Here is a 17269-nt window from a genome sequence, read left to right as displayed (position 1 = left end):
CCGTTTCGGGGATATCCGATTAGCAAATGTCGGGGCGGTATGTGTTAATGGGCGTTGCCCCGCGGCAGCACAGTTCGCGGGTGTCGCGACGCAGCACGAAGGATGGTCGGGTTACATGGCATCACCGGTTCGCACACGCAGATTCGCCCGTATCGGCGCGATCGTTGCAGGTACAGCCCTTGCCGCGTCCGCCGCATTCGGTTCGGCACAGGCCGCGCCACTGTGGCCGGGCGGCCCGGACGTCTCCATCCCCGGAATGCCGGGGTCCTCGGATCCGGCCGCACCCGCGCCGCAGCAGCTCACCCCGCAGCTCGCGCCCGCGAACTTCTCCGATCCGAGCATCAGCCCCTCCGGCGGCGAGGTCGTCGGAGTTGCGCAGCCCATCGCCATCCGCTTCGACGAGGTAATCGGCGATCGTGACGCCGCGCTGCGGGCCATTCGCGTCACCACGAACCCGTCCGTCGACGGCCACTTCTACTGGATCAACGACACCCAGGTCCGCTGGCTGCCCAACGAGTTCTACCCGGCGCACACCCAGGTGACCGTCGAGGCAGGCGGAGCGAAAGCCGAATTCTCCACCGGCGACTCCATCATCACCACGGCCGACGACAACACCAAGCAGATCACCGTCACCCGCAACGGCGAGGTGGTCCGCACCATGCCCACCTCGATGGGCAAGGTCGGGCACGAGACCCCCAACGGCACCTACATCGTCGGCGAGCGATTCCGCGACATGTACATGGACTCGTCCACCTACGGCGTCCCCGTGGACTCCGAGGAGGGCTACCGCACCTACGTCGAGTACGCGACGCGCATCTCCTACAGCGGCATCTTCGTGCACGCGGCCCCGTGGTCGGAATCGCAGCAGGGCTACTCCAACGCCTCGCACGGCTGCCTCAACGTCAGCACCGAAGACGGCAAGTGGTTCTTCGAGAACGCCCAGAAGGGCGACCCCGTCATCGTCGTCAACACCGACGGCGGCACCCTCAGCGGATCCGACGGTCTCGGAGACTGGAACCGCTAGAGCGGCTTCGCCGCATGTGCACGAAACTTCGTAGCCCACTACGAAGTTCCGCTCACATAGGTTGGTCTGTACGACGGTGAGCGTTGGGGCTGAGTTCACCATTCGTTAGCCGCGACTGAGCACAGTCCTCGCGGTGAGTGCAACAACCGAACGAGTGCTGCCCACGGCACGCGAGAAGCGATTCTTCTCCCGGCCGTGGACCGACTACGCACTGTTCCTGATTCTCGTGGGCCCCAATCTGGTTCTGCTGGGCGTGTTCACGTATCGGCCGCTGGTGGAGAACTTCCAGTTCTCGTTCTTCGACTGGAACCTGTCCTCGCCCACGTCCACGTTCGTCGGATTCGACAACTACCGCGAGTGGGCCTCCCGCGAGGACACCTGGCAGATCGTCGGCAACACCGTCGTGTTCACGGTCGCCGCGGTGGTGGGCTCACTGGTTCTCGGCCTGGTGCTGGCGCTGCTGCTCGATCGAAAGCTCAGGGGCCGCAACTTCGTTCGCTCCGCCGTGTTCGCTCCGTACGTCATCTCGGGTGCAGCGATCGGTATCGCATTCCAGTTCGTCTTCGACCCCAACTTCGGGCTCGTCCAGGATCTGATGCGACGCTTCGGCCTCGGTACCGTCCCGGACTTCTATCAGGACCCGAAGTGGGCGATGGTCATGATCACCGTGACGTACCTGTGGAAGAACCTGGGCTACACCTTCGTCATCTACCTCGCGGCTCTGCAGGGTGTGCGCAAGGAACTGATGGAAGCGGCCGAGATCGATCAGGCGAGTCGCTGGACCACGTTCCGCAAAGTGCTTCTGCCGCAACTACGCCCGACGACGTTTTTTCTGTCGATCACGGTGCTGCTCAACTCGCTCCAGGTCTTCGACATCATCAACGTCATGACGCGCGGTGGCCCGCTGGGCACCGGCACCACCACGATGGTCTACCAGGTCTACGAGGAGACGTTCCGCAACTTCCGGGCCGGCTACGGTGCCACGGTCGCGACGATCCTGTTCCTCGTCCTGCTGATCGTCACCCTCGTGCAGGTACGAATCATGGATCGAGACGATCAACGATGACAGTGACGAACAGGCCTCGGACGGCAATGCCGGAGAAGGTGCCGGGGCCACGCGACCAGCAACGTGCGCGACGCAGCGCCAACATCCTCGGATACGCGGCCATGGTCGCCGTCCTGCTGATGATCGGGCTGCCACTGTTCTGGATCCTGATCACCTCCTTCAAGGATCGACCCGACATCTACGTTCAGCCGGTCACGTGGTGGCCCAGCGTGTTCCATCCACAGAACTACGACGAGGCGACGACGGAGGTGCCGTTCTTCACGTATCTGCGCAACTCCATCATCATCACCACGGCCGTGTCGTCCATCAAGTTCGTCCTCGGGGTTCTCAGTGCCTACGGACTGGTGTTCCTGCGCTTCCCGGGCAAGAACGTCGTCTTTCTCGTCATCATCGCCGCCCTCATGGTGCCCAATCAGATCACCGTCATCTCCAACTACTCGCTCATTTCCGAGTTGGGGTGGCGGAACTCGTTCCAGGGCATCATAATTCCGCTGGCGGGGGTCGCCTTCGGTACGTTCCTGATGCGCAACCACTTCCTGTCGCTGCCACCGGAGATCATCGAGGCCGCGCGGATGGACGGTGCCGGACCGGTACGGCTGATGTTCCGGGTGATCCTGCCGCTGTCCGGCCCGACCATGGTCGCCTTCGCCATCATCACGATCGTCACCGAATGGAACGAGTACCTCTGGCCGTTCCTGATGTCCGACGACTCGTCAGTCGCACCGCTTCCGGTCGGGTTGACGCTGCTCCAGAACAGCGAGGGCTACACCAACTGGGGGGCGGTGATGGCCGCGACGGTGCTGACCATTCTGCCGATCCTTCTCGTCTTTCTCGTCCTGCAACGCCACATGATCAAGGGCCTCACCTCCGGTGCGGTCAAGGGCTGATTCACCTCACTATCAGGAGTCGAACACCATGGCACACATCATCAATCGGCGTGGCTTCCTCACGCTCACCGGTGCGGCCGCGGCCGCGGCAGCCCTCGCTGCGTGCAGCGGCCCCGGATCGGGTGGGTCGGGCGGCGAGGCTGTCGAAGGCGACGCGAACACCATCAACTTCTGGTCGAACCACCCGGGCAAGTCCCAGGAGTTCGAGAAGGAACTGATCTCGCGCTTCCAGGCCGAGAACCCCGGCCTGACGGTCAATCTCATCGACGGTGGCAAGAACTACGAGGAGGTGTCGCAGAAGTTCAACGCGGCGCTGTCCGGCAACGATGTGCCCGACGTCGTCGTGCTCTCGGACGTCTGGTGGTTCAACTACGCCCTCACCGGTGCGATCGAGCCGCTCGACAAGCACTTCTCCGCGGCAGGCGTCGACCAGTCCGACTACGTGGATTCGCTGCTGGCAGACTACAACTGGAACGGCAGCCACTGGGCATTGCCGTACGCGCGCTCGACGCCGCTGTTCTACTACAACAAGGCCGTCTGGCAGCAGGCCGGACTGCCCGATCGCGGGCCGGCCACCTGGCAGGAGTTCGACGAATGGGGCCCGCGTATTCAGGCCGTCGTCGGAAACGGCAAGCTCGCTCACGGCTGGGGTAACGCCGTCGACTACCTCGGGTGGACGTTCGAGGGACCCATCTGGACGTTCGGGGGATCGTACTCCGATCAGTTCGAGCTCAAATTCGACGACCCCAATACCATTGCGGCAGGCAAGTTCCTGCAGGACATGATCCACACCAAGAAGTACGCCGCGGTCTCCAACGACATCGCCAACGACTTCGCCGCCGGCATCATCGCGTCCACCATCGCCTCCACCGGCGACCTGTCCACCATCAAGGGCGGGGCGGCGTTCGAGTTCGGTACCGCGTTCCTGCCTGCCACCGAGGGGACCCCCGGTTGCCCCACCGGCGGAGCCGGTCTGGCCATTCCGGCGAAGATCTCGGACGAGCGAAAGGTCAACGCGCTCAAATTCATCGATTTCGTCACCAACGGTGCCAACACCGCGTACTTCTCCCAGAACACCGGCTACATGCCGGTCCGCAAGTCTGCGCAGCAGGACCCGTCGGAGATCGCTTTCCTCGAGGCGAACCCCAACGCGAAGACGGCCGTGGACCAGTTGGCGCTGACGCGTTCGCAGGATTACGCCCGCGTGTTCGTCCCGGGCGGCGACAAGATCATCGGTAGTGGACTCGAGCAGATCGCGTTGCAGAATGCCGATGTCGCAACGACATTCGCATCCGTCTCGGATCAGTTGCAGCAGATCATCGACCGCCAGATCACCCCGAAGCTGCCGAAGTAATGGCCGCCGTTCACTACGCCGGTGTTTCGCACCGGTACCCGGGTGCCGATTCGCTCGCTGTCGACAACCTCGAACTCGACATCGCGGACGGTGAATTCATCGTTCTCGTCGGACCTTCGGGGTGTGGGAAGTCGACGAGTCTGCGAATGCTCGCCGGTCTCGAGTCCGTCGAAAGCGGTCACATCGACATCGGCGGAGTGGACGTCACGTCATTGGCCCCGCGGGCCAGGGATGTCGCGATGGTGTTCCAGAACTACGCGCTGTACCCCAACATGACCGTCGGCGACAACATGGGCTTCGCGCTGCGCAATGCCGGAATGAGCAAGTCCGACACCGCAGCACGAGTACTCGATGCCGCGAAGATGCTCGAGCTCGAGCCGTTGCTGAACCGCAAGCCCGGCAAGCTCTCGGGAGGACAGCGACAGCGAGTGGCCATGGGACGCGCCATCGTGCGTCAACCCAAGGTGTTCTGCATGGACGAACCGTTGTCCAACCTCGACGCCAAACTGCGGGTGTCGACCAGGGCTCAGATCGCCGGTCTGCAGCGACGATTGGGCACCACGACGGTCTACGTCACCCACGATCAGGTCGAGGCCATGACCATGGGTGATCGCGTCGCCGTGTTGCTGGACGGCAAGTTGCAGCAGATCGCTGCGCCGCGGGAGCTGTACGACAATCCCGTCAACACGTTCGTCGCCGGATTCATCGGGTCACCCGGGATGAATCTGGTCGACGCCCCCGTGCGCGACGGTGCGGCCGTACTCGGTGAGTTGCGCATTCCCGTCCCGTCCTCGGCGGGCGAGCGGGTCGTCGTCGGCGTGCGACCGGAATCGTGGGATCTGGTCGGAGACAGTGCCGGCGGCCTGCAACTGACCGTCGAGCTGATCGAGGAACTGGGTGCGGAGTCGTTCGTCTACGCCTCCGCACCCGCCACGATCGATGGGTGGACCACCGCATCCGGGAGGATGTCGGTCCGAGTCGATCGCAAGCTGTCCATCGCGCTGGCCGAAACCGTTCGGCTGGTACCCAAGCTGGACGAGCTGTTCTTCTTCGATTCCGTTACAGGCCTGCGGTTGTCGTAGCCGGCTCGCCGAGATTCACCGGGAGGGTGGCCCATCCGTGCAGGACACGGGTGTTGCGACGGGTTCCCTCGCCTGCCGACCTCAGGTGAGGGTACCGGTCGAACAGGGTCTTGAGGCCCACTTCCGATTCGGCCTTGGCCAGTGCAGCGCCGAGGCAATAGTGCCGCCCGCCCGAGAACGACAGGTGCTTACCGGCATTGGCGCGGGTGACGTCGAAGCGATTGGGGTCCTCGAACACCAGCGGATCCCGATTGGCACCGGCCAGCACCAGCACGACGAGCTTGCCCGCGTGCACCGTCACTCCCTCGATCTCCACGTCGCGCTTGGCCATGCGGGCCGTGAGCTGTACGGGAGACTCCATCCGCAGCATCTCGTCGACAGCAGTGGGCCAGTGTGACGGATCCTGTTGCAGCACAGCCAGTTGGTCGGGGTGATCCAGCAGCAGTCGGATCCCGCTGCCGAGCAGATTGACCGTCGTCTCGAACCCCGCAGCCAACACCAGACCTGCGGTGGCCCTGAGCTCCTCGTCGTTGAGGCCGACGCCCTCGTCCTCCGCGGCGATCAGCTGACTCATCAGATCGTCACCGGGATTGCGACGCAATCCGGCGATGTGTTGCGACAGCCAGGCGTCGAATCCGATCAGACCGCGTTCGACCTGCTTGAACTGAGACCACGACAATCCGATGTCGAGGCTGGGTGCGGCCATCTCGCCGAACTCGAGGACTCGCTGATTGTCCTCCACCGGCACTCCGAGGATGCGCCCGATGACCGCGACCGGTAGACGCGCACAGTAGCGATCGACGATGTCGACGACCGGAGAACCGTCGGACAGCTCGTCGAGCAGAGCATCGGCCGTTTCCTGCACCTGATCGCGCATCTTCTTCACCGCGCGGGCGGTGAAGACCGAGGACACCAGCTTGCGGTACCTCGTGTGGTCGGGTGGCTCGACCGACAGCAGCGAGGGCGGCAGAATCGGGTGCAGTGCACCGGACCGGGTGTGCGCCTCGATCCAGCGCAGCGGCCCGGGGAGGGTTGCGCCCAGCTGGGTGACGCGGAAATCGTCCGAGCGCAACAGGTCGAACGCCACCCGGTGGTGCACGGTGATGTTCGAGATCCGTGTCTTCACCAGCGGCGCGGTGGCGCGCAACTCCTCGTAGACGGGTGTCGGATCGGCCCGGGTCGCCGGATCGACCAGCAGCATCGCTTGCCGATCACCTGCGGCCGCCCCCCGTTTGGCCGCGAGGCGCACCACCCCGTGCGCGGCCAGCCAGCGTGCGAATTCCTTCATCCGATGTCCCCTCCCCGTTGTGTACCAGCCTGTTGCTACCAGATCTTGACGCGCTTCCCCGGGTCCAAGTACAGCGCATCTCCGGGGCGTACGTCGAATGCTTCGTGAAAACTGTCGAGATTTCGCACGACGCCGTTGCAGCGGAACTCCGGCGGCGAGTGCGGATCGACGGCGAGTCGACGGATTGCCTCGGCATCGCGTGCTTTGGTGCGCCACACCTGTGACCACCCGAAGAACACACGCTGCAGGCCGGTCAGACCGTCGAGCACCGGCGCGTCCTTGCCTTCGAGCGAGATCTCGTAGGCGGCAACCGCGATCGACAGACCACCGAGGTCGCCGATGTTCTCGCCGATGGTGAACTCGCCGTTGACCTTGTGGCCGGGCAGTGCCTTGGGTTCGAATTCGTTGTACTGCTCGATCAGGGCCGTGGTGCGCTTGCCGAATTCGGTGCGGTCGCTGTCGGTCCACCAGTCCACCATGTTGCCGTCACCGTCGTACTTGGCGCCTTGATCGTCGAATCCGTGGCCGATCTCGTGACCGATGACGGCTCCGATACCGCCGTAGTTGGCCGCGTCGTCGGCCTCGGGGTCGAAGAACGGTGGCTGCAGAATGGCTGCGGGAAAGACGATCTCGTTCATGCCGGGGTTGTAGTACGCATTGACGGTCTGCGGCGTCATGAACCACTCGTCGCGGTCGACGGGTCCGCCGAGCTTGTCGAGGTCGCGCTGGTAGTCCGCGGTGTAGCCGCGGCGGTAGTTGCCGAGCAGATCGTCGGCGCTGATCTCGACGCTCGAGTAATCGCGCCACCGATCGGGGTAGCCGATCTTGGGGGTGAACTTGCCCAGCTTGTCCAAGGCCTTCTCACGCGTCTCCGGGCTCATCCATTCGAGCTCGGAGATGTTGCGTCGATACGCCTCGGTGAGGTTCTCGACGAGCACCTGCATCCTGGCCTTGGAGTCGGCCGGGAAGTGGCGTTCGACGTAGAGCTTGCCGACGGCCTCCCCGAGCACGTCCTGAACCAGGGAGACTCCGCGCTTCCACCGTTCGCGATTCTCCTCGGTACCGGTCAGCGTCGTTCCGTAGAACGAGAAGTTCTCGTCCACGATCGCGCTCGTCAGGAACGGCGCACGCGAATGCACGACGCGCCAGGCCAGCCACGCCTTCCATGCCTCGATGTCCTCGGAAGTCCACAGCGAGACGAAGGTGCTGAGGAACGGTGGCTGGCGCACGACGATCTCGGCGAACTGCTCGGTAGTGGCACCGAGCCCGGACATCCATGCAGCCCAATTGAATCCGGCACCGTTCTGAACCAGGGTGTCGAAATCGACCAGGTTGTAGCTCTTCTCGGCGTCACGCCTGGCCACGACGTCCCAGTGGCCGGCGGCGATCTTCTGCTCGAGGTCGAACACCGTCTGCGCGTCGTACTCGATGCCGCTGAGCGCGAACATCTTCGAGATGTGCTCGAGGTAGCTCGTACGGATCTCGGCGTACTCGTCCTGGCGGTAGTACGACTCGTCCGGCAGGCCGATGCCGGATTGGCTGAAGTGGACCAGGTAGCGATCGGACTGCTTGGCGTCGGTGTCGACGTAGTGGCCGATTGCACCGCCGACGCCCGTGCGTTGCAGGGAGCCGAGAACGCCTGCGAGGGTGACGAGGTCGGTGGCGTCGGAGATGGCGGTGAGCTCGTCGGCGATCGGGGTGACGCCGAGTTGCTCGGCACGGTCGGCGTCCATGAAGCTCGAGAACAGGTCGCCGATCTTCTGCGCGTCGCTACCCGCGGGCGGGTTCGCGGCGGCCGATTCTTCGATGATGGTCTGTACGTCGACCTCGGCGCGGTCGTACAGCGTGCGGAATGCTCCGTCGACTGCGCGGTCGGCCGGGATGTCGTACTCCTCGAGCCATTTGCCGTTGACGTGCACGAACAGGTCGTCCTGTGCGCGTGTGTTCTCGTCCTGGTAGCTGAGATCGATGCCCGAGTTCACTACTGAAGTCATGCGTCCATCTTTACACTCTTGCGCTCGATTGAACGGGTGTTTAATGTGCTGTACATGCGTTCAGTATCGGAGGATCTCACCACCAGGGCACGAATCCGCGACACCGCGATCGGCGTCTTCGGCTCACAGGGCTTCACCGCAGGCGTGCGGTCCATCGCCACCGCGGCAGGAGTCTCTCCCGGGCTGCTCAATCACCACTTCGGGTCCAAGGACGGGCTGCGCGCAGCGTGCGACGAGCACGTTCTGCGAGTGATCCGCGAATCGAAGACCGCCTCGTCTGCGCCCGCAGGCATGATGGAACAGCTCGCTCGGATCGACGAGTACGCGCCGCTGGTCGCCTACATGGTGCGGAGCTTCTCCTCGGGCGGTGCGCTGGCGCGAGAGTTGTTCGAGCACATGGTCGACGACGCCGTCCGCTACATCGACGAAGGAGTCCGCGACGGCCGATTCACCCCCAGTCGAGACCCCGCGGCACGCGCCCGATTCCTGACGCGACAGAACGTCGGCGGACTACTGCTGTACGTGCAGATGGCCGGCCCCGACGTCGATTTCCGCGAGGCACTGAGCGCCCTCGGCCACGAGGTCATGTTGCCCGCGCTCGAGCTCTACACCGACGGACTGTTCACCGACTCCCGAGCTTTGGACACGTATCTGGAGGCGAAAGAATGACCGACGCAATCGCAGTGGACGACCTGGAGAAGAAATTCGGTTCGGTTCGGGCGCTCGACGGACTGTCGCTGCACGTACCGACCGGTGAGGTGCACGGCTTCCTCGGTCCCAACGGAGCCGGCAAATCCACGACGATCCGCATCCTGCTGGGTCTGATCCGCGCGACGAAAGGCGACGTGCGGCTGCTCGGCAGCGACCCCTGGACCGACACCGTAGCGCTGCATCGACGCCTGGCCTACGTGCCGGGTGACGTGACGCTGTGGCCGTCGCTGACCGGCGGTGAGGTGATCGACCTGCTCGGCCGAATGCGAGGAGGTATCGACTCTGCTCGCCGCGCCGAGCTGATCGAGAGGTTCTCCCTCGACCCGGGCAAGCGCACCCGCACCTACTCCAAGGGCAATCGCCAGAAGGTGGCGCTGATCTCGGCTCTGGCGTCGAACGTGGAGTTGCTCGTCCTCGACGAACCCACCTCGGGACTCGATCCGCTGATGGAGCAGCACTTCGGCGACTGTGTGAAAGATGCTGCCCGACGCGGAGTCACGGTGCTGTTGTCCTCGCACATCCTGTCCGAGGTGGACGCACTGTGCAGTTCGGTGACGATCGTCAAGGACGGGCGGACGGTCGATACCGGGACTCTGGCGTCGATGCGACACCTGTCTCGTACGACGGTCACCGCCGATCTCGAGCGCATGCCCGACGGTTTGACCACGCTCGCGGGGGTGTCCGACGTCCGAGTCGCGGGATCATCGGTCACCTGCACGGTGGAGAACGAAGCCCTTGCGGCGACGATGCACGTGCTGGCCGACGCCGGAGTCCGCAGCCTGGTCAGCTCCGCTCCGACACTCGAAGAACTGTTCCTGAGGTACTACGCATGAAGGCTCTGACAGGAACCGGCGCGTTGCTGCGGTTGTATCTGCGTCGCGATCGTCTGGTGGCACCGGTGTGGATCGTTCTGCTCGGGGCGTTGCCGCTGCTGTACGCGGTCAGCTTCGAGGGCCTGTATCCGACGGCGGCGGATCGTCAGGCGTTCTACCTCGGGACTCTGTCGGCGCCCGCGCAGGCAGCGCTCGTCGGCCCGATCTTCGGTAGTGACCTGGGAGCTCTGGTGTCCTGGCGTTCGGGGTTGGTGCTGGCGCTGGTTCCGCTGGCGGCGATCCTCACTGTGGTCCGTCACACCCGAGGTGAGGAAGATGCGGGTCGAACCGAGCTGATCGGATCGACGGCGGTGGGTCGATACGCCGGGTTGGCCGCGGCGATCGCGTTGGCGGGCGGCGCGGTGGCGGCGACGGGAATGTTGTCGTCTCTCTCGCTGTGGGCGTTCGGCCTGCCGGTGGCCGGGAGCGTCGCGTACGGGGCGTCGGTCGCCGTGGTGGGGATCGTCTTCGTCGGCTGTGCGGCAGTGTCGGCGCAGGTGGCGTCCGGAGCCCGGGTGGCTCGCGGTTACGCCCTCGGCGTGCTGGCCGCAGCGTTCGTTCTCAGAGCTGTCGGCGACATCGGCTCGGGAACCCTGTCGTGGTTCTCGCCGATCGGGTGGTCGGCGCAGGTGCGGCCGTTCGCCGACGAGAGGTGGTGGCCGCTGTTGCTGTCGCCGGCGGCCGCAGCCGCATTCTGTGCCGCGGCATTCGTGGCCGCGAGTCGACGCGATCTCGGCAGTGGGCTGCGGGCCGAGCGCCGCGGGCGGGTGGCCGCCGCTCCGTCACTGTCCGGTCCCGTCGCTCTCGCCTGGCGACTCTCTCGCGGAACCATCGTCGTCTGGACCGTCGGGCTCGCCCTGTTCGGCACTGTCGTCGGAGCGTCCACGGACGGGATCGACGACCAGCTCGGCAGCAGTACTGCTATCGGCGACGCGCTCGGAAAATTCGGCGGTACCACACTCGAACAATCGTTCGTTGCGGCCGTGCTGAGCATCGTCGGCATCATGGTGGCGGCCTACTCGGTGTCGGCCCTGCTGCGCCTCCACGCCGAGGAAGAGGCGGGTCTGGCCGAGATCGTTCTCGCCACCGGCGTCTCGCGGATCCGCTGGCTGGCAGGGCACCTACTCCTGGCCGTTCTCGGCCCGGCGTGGCTGCTGCTGGTCGTCGGCCTCACCATCGGGCTGACGTATGGGTCGGCGACCGGCGATGTCTCGGGTGAACTGCCGTCCGTCGTCGGCGGCGCACTGGGTCAGCTCCCGGCCGTATGGGTGGTGACGGCCATCGGCCTTGCCCTGTTCGGCGCTGTCCCCCGATTCGCGACCGTCCTGTGGGCCGTTCTGGGCGGCTTCGTCGCAGTCGGCCAGGTCGGGTCGGTCGTGGGCCTGCCTCAGCCCTGGCTCGATCTCTCGCCCTTCACTCATGTTCCGCGATTGCCGGGAGCGGCAGTCGAATTCGCGCCGATCGGATGGCTCGTCGTGATCGCCATCGTCGTCGGTATGGGAGGTTTCACAGCGTTCCGACAAAGAGGCATCCGAGGGTGATGTGCGTCCGATAGCATCGGGTGTGGCCGATTTGTCCGGCCCGGTCCGACATGGTGGCGTCCTGGCGGGTCCGTGATCTCTGAGCCGAACGCGCATGGAGGTTACGTGCACTCGACATTCCTGCGCACATGGTGGAACCAGCCGCACAGCTACGAGTCGGTGGTGAGCTACCTCGGGCTGCACGGTGCGCTCGCTCCGTATCGCCTCGCTGCATCCTTGAGTACGTTCTCGTACGGACTCGCCGCTGCCGCACTGTTGTTGCTCACCGATTCCCCGCCGACCTCGACTGTCGGCCGGTCGATCATCGTGGTTGCGATCGTGTCGACGCTCGCGGTCGGTGTCGCCTGGCTGAAAGCTCCCTGGCCTTCGAAGCGGGTGTCTCTGTTGTTCGCCGTGTACTCGGACGTCGGAGTGACGCTGGTTCTGTTGTCCTACGGATCGCCCCAGACCACCTTCCTGGCCCTCGCGATGCTCGCAGCCAACAGCGTGTACGTCCAGCTCTTCCACAGTCCGAAAGTCATGGCGCTGCACTTGCTGTGGGCCGGGTCGGCCGTGACGCTCTTCTTCGTGCTGATCCTGCTCTCACCCGACACCGATCCCGGATTGGCCGTCGCGCAACTGGTGGTGCTGTTGCCCATCACGTTCATGGGCCCCACGTTCTTCCAGTATCTGCTTCTCAAACTGCAGGTTCAGGCGCAGGCGGCCAACTTCGATCCGCTCACTCAAGTGCGCAACCGGCGCGGGCTCGACGAGGCACTGCCGGTGTATTTCCTGGGGGCGAACGATGTGTCGGTGATGGTCGTCGACGTGGACCGATTCAAGTCGATCAACGACAGATTCGGTCACCACCAGGGGGACGCGGCCCTGCAACTCGTCGCACGTCGGTTGACGACGGACGGTGTGCTGGTTGCGCGGGTGGGCGGTGAAGAGTTCGCCGTGGTGACCAAATCGGCCGAGAACCAGGCCCTCGCACTGGCCGAGAAGTATCGCTGCGCCGCGCATTCCGCGGAGGACCCTGCGCCCCTGACGGTGAGCATCGGCGTCGCGCATTGCACGTATCCGATTTCCGAGGACATCGATTTCGACATCGTGGAACTCACCACGCTGCTGTTGCGGCGAGCCGACGCGGCGATGTACGAAGCCAAGCAGCAGGGCGGCAATCAGGTGGTCGTGGCGGGCTCGACGCCCCGACGTGATCGGTCTCCGTCAGGCGCCGAGACCTGAGTGCCTGACGCGGCGGCTCAGTTCGGTGTGGAGTCGTCGTACTGGTTCTCGACGTTCTGCTGGAATTCGTCGGCACACTGCTGTTGTGCGGCAGTATCGCTGCCTGCGTTGCTGAGGCAGTCGGTGAAGTCCTGTCCACCGACTGCGTTGAACAGGCCGACCCCGACGACGACGAGAACGATCGACAGCGCTGCGGCCACGAAACCCAGAACGATCGCGATGAGTGACACGGTGCCGTTGGTGGCGGTGCGCTTCTTGTACCTGGAACGTCCGACGAAGCCGAGAACGATGGCGATCAGGCCGAGAAGAATGCCCCCGACGATGGTCCAGGAGAACAACACACCCAGAATCGCCAGGACCAGAGCCACCGTGCCGACGGTGTTCTTCGGTGCCGGTGGCTGTTGTTGGTAGCCGCCCTGCTGGGGGTACTCACCGGGTGAAGGGTAGTTTCCGGGCGGGGGATAGTTTCCGGGCGGCGGATTCTGATTCGACACGTTGAGTACCTCCGATATCGGCGATCGTGAACGCTCGGAGTGTATGTGGGTGGGCCCGGTGCACACAGGAGCCACGTGCTCCCGTGATCAACTTGTCATCGAACGGGTGAGTCACCCGCCGAGCCGCGAATGCATCTCCCAGATGAGTACCTCGGCCGATTCGGTCGCGGTAACACGTTGTCCGCCAGTGGAACTCATGCGGACTGCATCACCCTCCCAGAGCTCGCCCACCCCCTCGAGCGTGACGGTGCCGCGCGCGACGAACAGGTGCACGAACGGGGCGTCGGGCACGGTCACGGAGGCTCCGGGCAACAACCTTGCCGCGTGCAGTGCAGCCGACTTCTGGCCGATGGTGATCGCTGCCCGATCACGGTGCTTGTGCATTCCCGACGCGACGGTGACCAACCCGCCGCGCAGTAGTTCGTCGCCGATCTCGAGCTGTTCGTATCCGGGTGTGGCACCGGGAATGTCCGGGAGCACCCACATTTGCACGAAGCGAACGGGTTCGGTGTGCCTGTTGCCGTCGATGCTCCAGGAGTCGTTCTTCTCGGAGTGCATGATGCCCTTGCCCGCGGTCATCCGTTGCGCGAGGCCGGGATGGATGATTCCGGAGTGTCCGATGGAATCCTGATGCACCAGTGAACCCTGCATCACCCACGTGACGATCTCCATGTCGCGATGCGGATGTGTCTCGAAACCCTGACCGGCGGTGACGATGTCGTCGTTGTTGACCAGCAAAAGTCCGTGATGGGTGTTGTCGGGGTCGTAGTGCTGGCCGAAGGAGAACGAATGTTTCGAGTCCAGCCAGGACACACGGGTTTTCGATCGATCACCGGCGCGGTGTACGTCGATGTGGGCGGTCAGTGGAGCGGACATGTGACCACTCTACGAGCATGTCCGTGCACCGGCGTACGACCTGCATAACGTTCGGGTGTCTTTGCGGTCGGTGTGTGAGCGTCGCCGGGAGTGGGTAGGTTTCGCTGAGTACGGTCACAAGCTCCGCAAACTCCCCCGAAGGCGGCGAGAGATTCTCATGGTCGGTTCCAGCTCGAGTGTGGCACGCACGATCGAACCCCAGCTCGAGGATGCTCTGGCGGCGTGGTTGCCAGGTCAACGGTGGTTCGGCGCAAAGGGTTCGACGGTCGGAGCGGTGCGCATCGTCGCGCGCGACGTGCTCCTGGACGAGCCGCATTTCGCGGCCGAGCATCTGCTGGTGGAGGTGCAGCTGACGCAGGACGGCACCGCCGTGACGCAGACCTACCAGGTTCCACTGGGGTTCCGCACCGAGCTGACCGACGATCTCCGACCGTGGACCCTGCCCGTAGCAGGCGAGGTGGCCGTGTTCGACGGTTTACGCGACCCCGAGATCATCGGCCTGTACGGCGATGCACTTGCCGCCGGAAAAGCCACTGGCAGCATCGAATTCAGGATCGTCGACGGTTCGAGTGTGCCTAGCGGTCTGCGCGGTCGGGTTCTGGGGGCAGAGCAGTCCAACACCTCGGTGATTCTCGGTGATCTGCTGTTGCTCAAGCTGTTTCGTCAGGTGCCGCCGGGAATCAGCCCCGATGTGGAACTGCATCGCGCGTTGGCGGCGGCGGGGAGCGTCAACGTCGCGCCGCTTCGCGGCTGGCTCGAAGCCGAAGTCGGCGGTGAACCCACGACGCTCGGCATGGCCCAGGATTTCGCCGCGAACTCCGCCGAAGGCTGGACTGCGGCGCTGGCCAGCGCGCAGGAGGTGTTCGATTCCCCGCAGACACCGATCGAAGAACTGCCGGCCGATTTCGCCTCCGACGCGCATCGAATCGGAGCAGCTGTGGCGCAGGTACACCACGATTTGGCATCGGAGTTGGGCACCGCCGAGCGGTCGGTTGAATCCACTGCCGTCGAGGAGATCCTCGCCCGCATCTCGGGAGTGGCACGGGTGGTGCCGGAGATCGCACAGTACATCCCGGCGGCGACCGCGCTGATCTCGCGGGCGGAGGCGTCGAACAGCACCACGGTGCAGCGCATCCACGGCGACCTGCATCTGGGTCAGGTGCTGGGCACTCCCGAACGGTGGCTGCTCATCGATTTCGAGGGTGAGCCGGCCAAGACCCTGGCCGAACGTAGGCAGATGGACAGCGCGCTGCGCGACGTCGCAGGAATGCTGCGCTCGTTCGACTACGCCGCCAACCACCTGCTGGTCGACCGCCCCGAGGACGAGTCGGCGCGCGAGCGGGCCGAGCAGTGGGCGGCGCGGAGCATCTCGGCATTCTTCGACGGATACGCCTCGGTGGCCGGGCACGATCCCCGTGACGAGGCCGACCTGTTGCGTGCATACGAACTGGACAAGGCCGTGTACGAAGTGCTGTACGAGGCGCGCAATCGGCCCACCTGGCTGTCGTTGCCGATGCGCGCCGTAGCGCGCCTGGTGAGTTGAACTGCAACGCACGAGGGGCGACGTCGACCGGCCCGTCTACGACAAGTACCGTATTGCCTGACACGGGAGGCAGGACATGAACGGTATCTTGGCAATTTTCGGCATCGCGGTGGTCGTCGTCACCATCGTCGTAGTGGTCGTGCTCGTTGCGGTGTTGTTCGTCGCATCGATCAAGCCCGACAGCCTCAACATCGACCTGGACCGCAAGAAGCGCGCCCGGGAAGAAAGTTCCACGAAAGCCTGAGACTTCCGTCACGCCCGAGACCGATTCGTCGGTGCGCGGAGTTGTATCGAGACGAAGCGCCGACCGACGCTTCCGGTTCTACAACTGGAGTCCTCGTGAGCATTTCCCTGAAAGCTCCAGCTGCGTCCGGTTCGTCGGGCTGTGCGCCCCGCATCAGATCGCGGATGCTCGGGGAGTCGGTGCTCGCTCAGTTCACGCGGTTCGTGATCGTCGGGGTGTCGAGCAACGGTGTGTACGCCCTGTTGTTCGTCGCGCTCGCTTCCCTCGGATCGTTCACCGCCAACCTCGCGGGTGTGGCCGCAAGTACCGTCCTGGCCAACGAACTGCACCGCCGTCACACCTTCCATGCGACCGGTCGAGTCGGTTGGTTCCAGACTCAGTGGGAAGCCGGAGGACTCGCCCTGATCGGGCTCGGTCTGAGCACCGCCTCACTGGCCGCAATGCACATCCTGTTCCCGGCGGCACCGACGTACGTACAGGTTCTGGTCGTGATCGCCGTGAGTGGCATCTTCGGAGCCGCCCGATTCCTCGCTCTCCGTGGCTGGGTGTTCCGTTCACCGGCTCTCGCAACCCCCGTATCGAATCTCGCCACTCGGTGAGCTGTGAAATCGCACCACTCGGCCTCGCCGGTGATTGCGACCTCTAACAGAATCCAGGCAAGGCACCCCGCACGACGCATCGATCGCCCTAGGCTGGCGAGCCGACGTCAACGCGAGGAGGCATGTCGATGGCCAGGGATCTGACACAGCTCGAGCTTCTGCAAGAGCTGGTGCCCACTGCCGAGGACAATGTGAACCGTCACCTGTCCATGGCTCGGGAGTGGCACCCTCACGATTACGTGCCGTGGGACGAAGGTCGCAACTTCGCCGCACTCGGCGGCCAGGACTACGACCCGGAGCAGTCCAAGCTCTCCGACGTCGCACAGGCCGCGATGATCACCAACCTGCTCACCGAGGACAACCTGCCGTCGTACCACCGGGAGATCGCCGAGAACTTCTCCCAGGACGGTGCCTGGGGCACCTGGGTCGGCCGGTGGACCGCCGAGGAGAACCGGCACGGCATCGTCATG

At 64.6% G+C, this 17269-nt stretch carries 17 protein-coding genes; 13 read left to right on the top strand and 4 right to left on the bottom strand.

What is annotated here, in order from left to right; all coding sequences use genetic code 11:
* Positions 1-115: 115 nt before the first annotated feature.
* The 5 genes from CH296_RS08155 to CH296_RS08135 all read left to right on the top strand — a co-directional run bounded on the left by CH296_RS08155 (position 116) and on the right by CH296_RS08135 (position 5413).
* The gene (locus CH296_RS08155) at positions 116-1024 is read left to right on the top strand and encodes a L,D-transpeptidase (RefSeq protein WP_094684467.1); all 909 of its coding nucleotides are present in this window, start codon (positions 116-118) and stop codon (positions 1022-1024) included.
* 133 nt (positions 1025-1157) lie between these two features.
* Positions 1158-2090 (top strand): carbohydrate ABC transporter permease, encoded by a 933-nt coding sequence (locus CH296_RS08150; RefSeq protein ID WP_176459206.1) that lies wholly within the window; start codon positions 1158-1160, stop codon positions 2088-2090.
* A gap of 26 nt (positions 2091-2116) precedes the next feature.
* Entirely contained in the window at positions 2117-2977 is an 861-nt protein-coding gene (locus CH296_RS08145) for a carbohydrate ABC transporter permease (protein WP_176459218.1), read from the top strand.
* 28 nt (positions 2978-3005) lie between these two features.
* Positions 3006-4331, top strand: coding sequence for an ABC transporter substrate-binding protein (locus CH296_RS08140; RefSeq protein ID WP_032396740.1), 1326 nt, complete (start codon positions 3006-3008; stop codon positions 4329-4331).
* Positions 4331-5413: an ABC transporter ATP-binding protein gene (locus CH296_RS08135; RefSeq protein WP_032396739.1), complete on the top strand. Its 1083-nt coding sequence runs from the start codon at positions 4331-4333 to the stop codon at positions 5411-5413. Before CH296_RS08140 ends, CH296_RS08135 begins: the two co-directional genes overlap by 1 nt.
* Here CH296_RS08135 and CH296_RS08130 read toward each other — a convergent pair.
* Entirely contained in the window at positions 5391-6701 is a 1311-nt protein-coding gene (locus tag CH296_RS08130; RefSeq protein WP_094684466.1) for a cytochrome P450, read from the bottom strand. The genes CH296_RS08135 and CH296_RS08130 overlap by 23 nt on opposite strands.
* Positions 6702-6736: 35 nt before the next feature.
* Positions 6737-8695, bottom strand: coding sequence for a M13 family metallopeptidase (locus CH296_RS08125; RefSeq protein ID WP_094684465.1), 1959 nt, complete (start codon positions 8693-8695; stop codon positions 6737-6739).
* A 54-nt stretch (positions 8696-8749) separates the two neighbouring features.
* On the opposite strand from CH296_RS08125, the gene CH296_RS08120 reads away from it, so the two are divergent.
* The 4 genes from CH296_RS08120 to CH296_RS08105 all read left to right on the top strand — a co-directional run bounded on the left by CH296_RS08120 (position 8750) and on the right by CH296_RS08105 (position 13043).
* Entirely contained in the window at positions 8750-9364 is a 615-nt protein-coding gene (locus CH296_RS08120; RefSeq protein WP_094684478.1) for a TetR/AcrR family transcriptional regulator, read from the top strand.
* A complete protein-coding gene (locus tag CH296_RS08115) occupies positions 9361-10239 on the top strand; it encodes an ABC transporter ATP-binding protein (RefSeq protein ID WP_094684464.1) in 879 nt (292 codons plus the stop codon). Before CH296_RS08120 ends, CH296_RS08115 begins: the two co-directional genes overlap by 4 nt.
* Positions 10236-11819, top strand: coding sequence for an ABC transporter permease (locus tag CH296_RS08110; RefSeq protein WP_256980382.1), 1584 nt, complete (start codon positions 10236-10238; stop codon positions 11817-11819). Before CH296_RS08115 ends, CH296_RS08110 begins: the two co-directional genes overlap by 4 nt.
* Positions 11820-11924: 105 nt before the next feature.
* Complete coding sequence (locus CH296_RS08105) at positions 11925-13043, top strand: GGDEF domain-containing protein (RefSeq protein ID WP_094684463.1); 1119 nt, start codon at positions 11925-11927, stop codon at positions 13041-13043.
* Between the two features lie 17 nt (positions 13044-13060).
* Here CH296_RS08105 and CH296_RS08100 read toward each other — a convergent pair whose 3' ends face one another.
* Positions 13061-13537: a DUF4190 domain-containing protein gene (locus CH296_RS08100; RefSeq protein ID WP_230596931.1), complete on the bottom strand. Its 477-nt coding sequence runs from the start codon at positions 13535-13537 to the stop codon at positions 13061-13063.
* Between the two features lie 111 nt (positions 13538-13648).
* Complete coding sequence (locus CH296_RS08095; protein ID WP_094646106.1) at positions 13649-14413, bottom strand: pirin-like bicupin family protein; 765 nt, start codon at positions 14411-14413, stop codon at positions 13649-13651.
* Between the two features lie 157 nt (positions 14414-14570).
* Here CH296_RS08095 and CH296_RS08090 point away from each other — a divergent pair, with 157 nt between their 5' ends.
* The 4 genes from CH296_RS08090 to CH296_RS08080 all read left to right on the top strand — a co-directional run.
* Positions 14571-15956 (top strand): hypothetical protein, encoded by a 1386-nt coding sequence (locus CH296_RS08090; RefSeq protein WP_094684462.1) that lies wholly within the window; start codon positions 14571-14573, stop codon positions 15954-15956.
* A 76-nt stretch (positions 15957-16032) separates the two neighbouring features.
* On the top strand, positions 16033-16200 hold the full coding sequence (locus CH296_RS28870) for a hypothetical protein (protein WP_176459207.1): 168 nt from the start codon (positions 16033-16035) through the stop codon (positions 16198-16200).
* A gap of 164 nt (positions 16201-16364) precedes the next feature.
* Entirely contained in the window at positions 16365-16799 is a 435-nt protein-coding gene (locus CH296_RS08085) for a GtrA family protein (protein ID WP_141214694.1), read from the top strand.
* A 128-nt stretch (positions 16800-16927) separates the two neighbouring features.
* Positions 16928-17269 (top strand): acyl-ACP desaturase (locus CH296_RS08080; protein WP_179277667.1); only part of this gene is annotated, 342 nt, incomplete at its 3' end.

It is taken from the genome of Rhodococcus sp. 14-2496-1d (genome assembly GCF_002259365.1).
In the GTDB taxonomy this organism is placed as follows: Bacteria; Actinomycetota; Actinomycetes; order Mycobacteriales; family Mycobacteriaceae; genus Rhodococcoides.
This window is presented reverse-complemented; position numbering and strand designations above follow the sequence as displayed.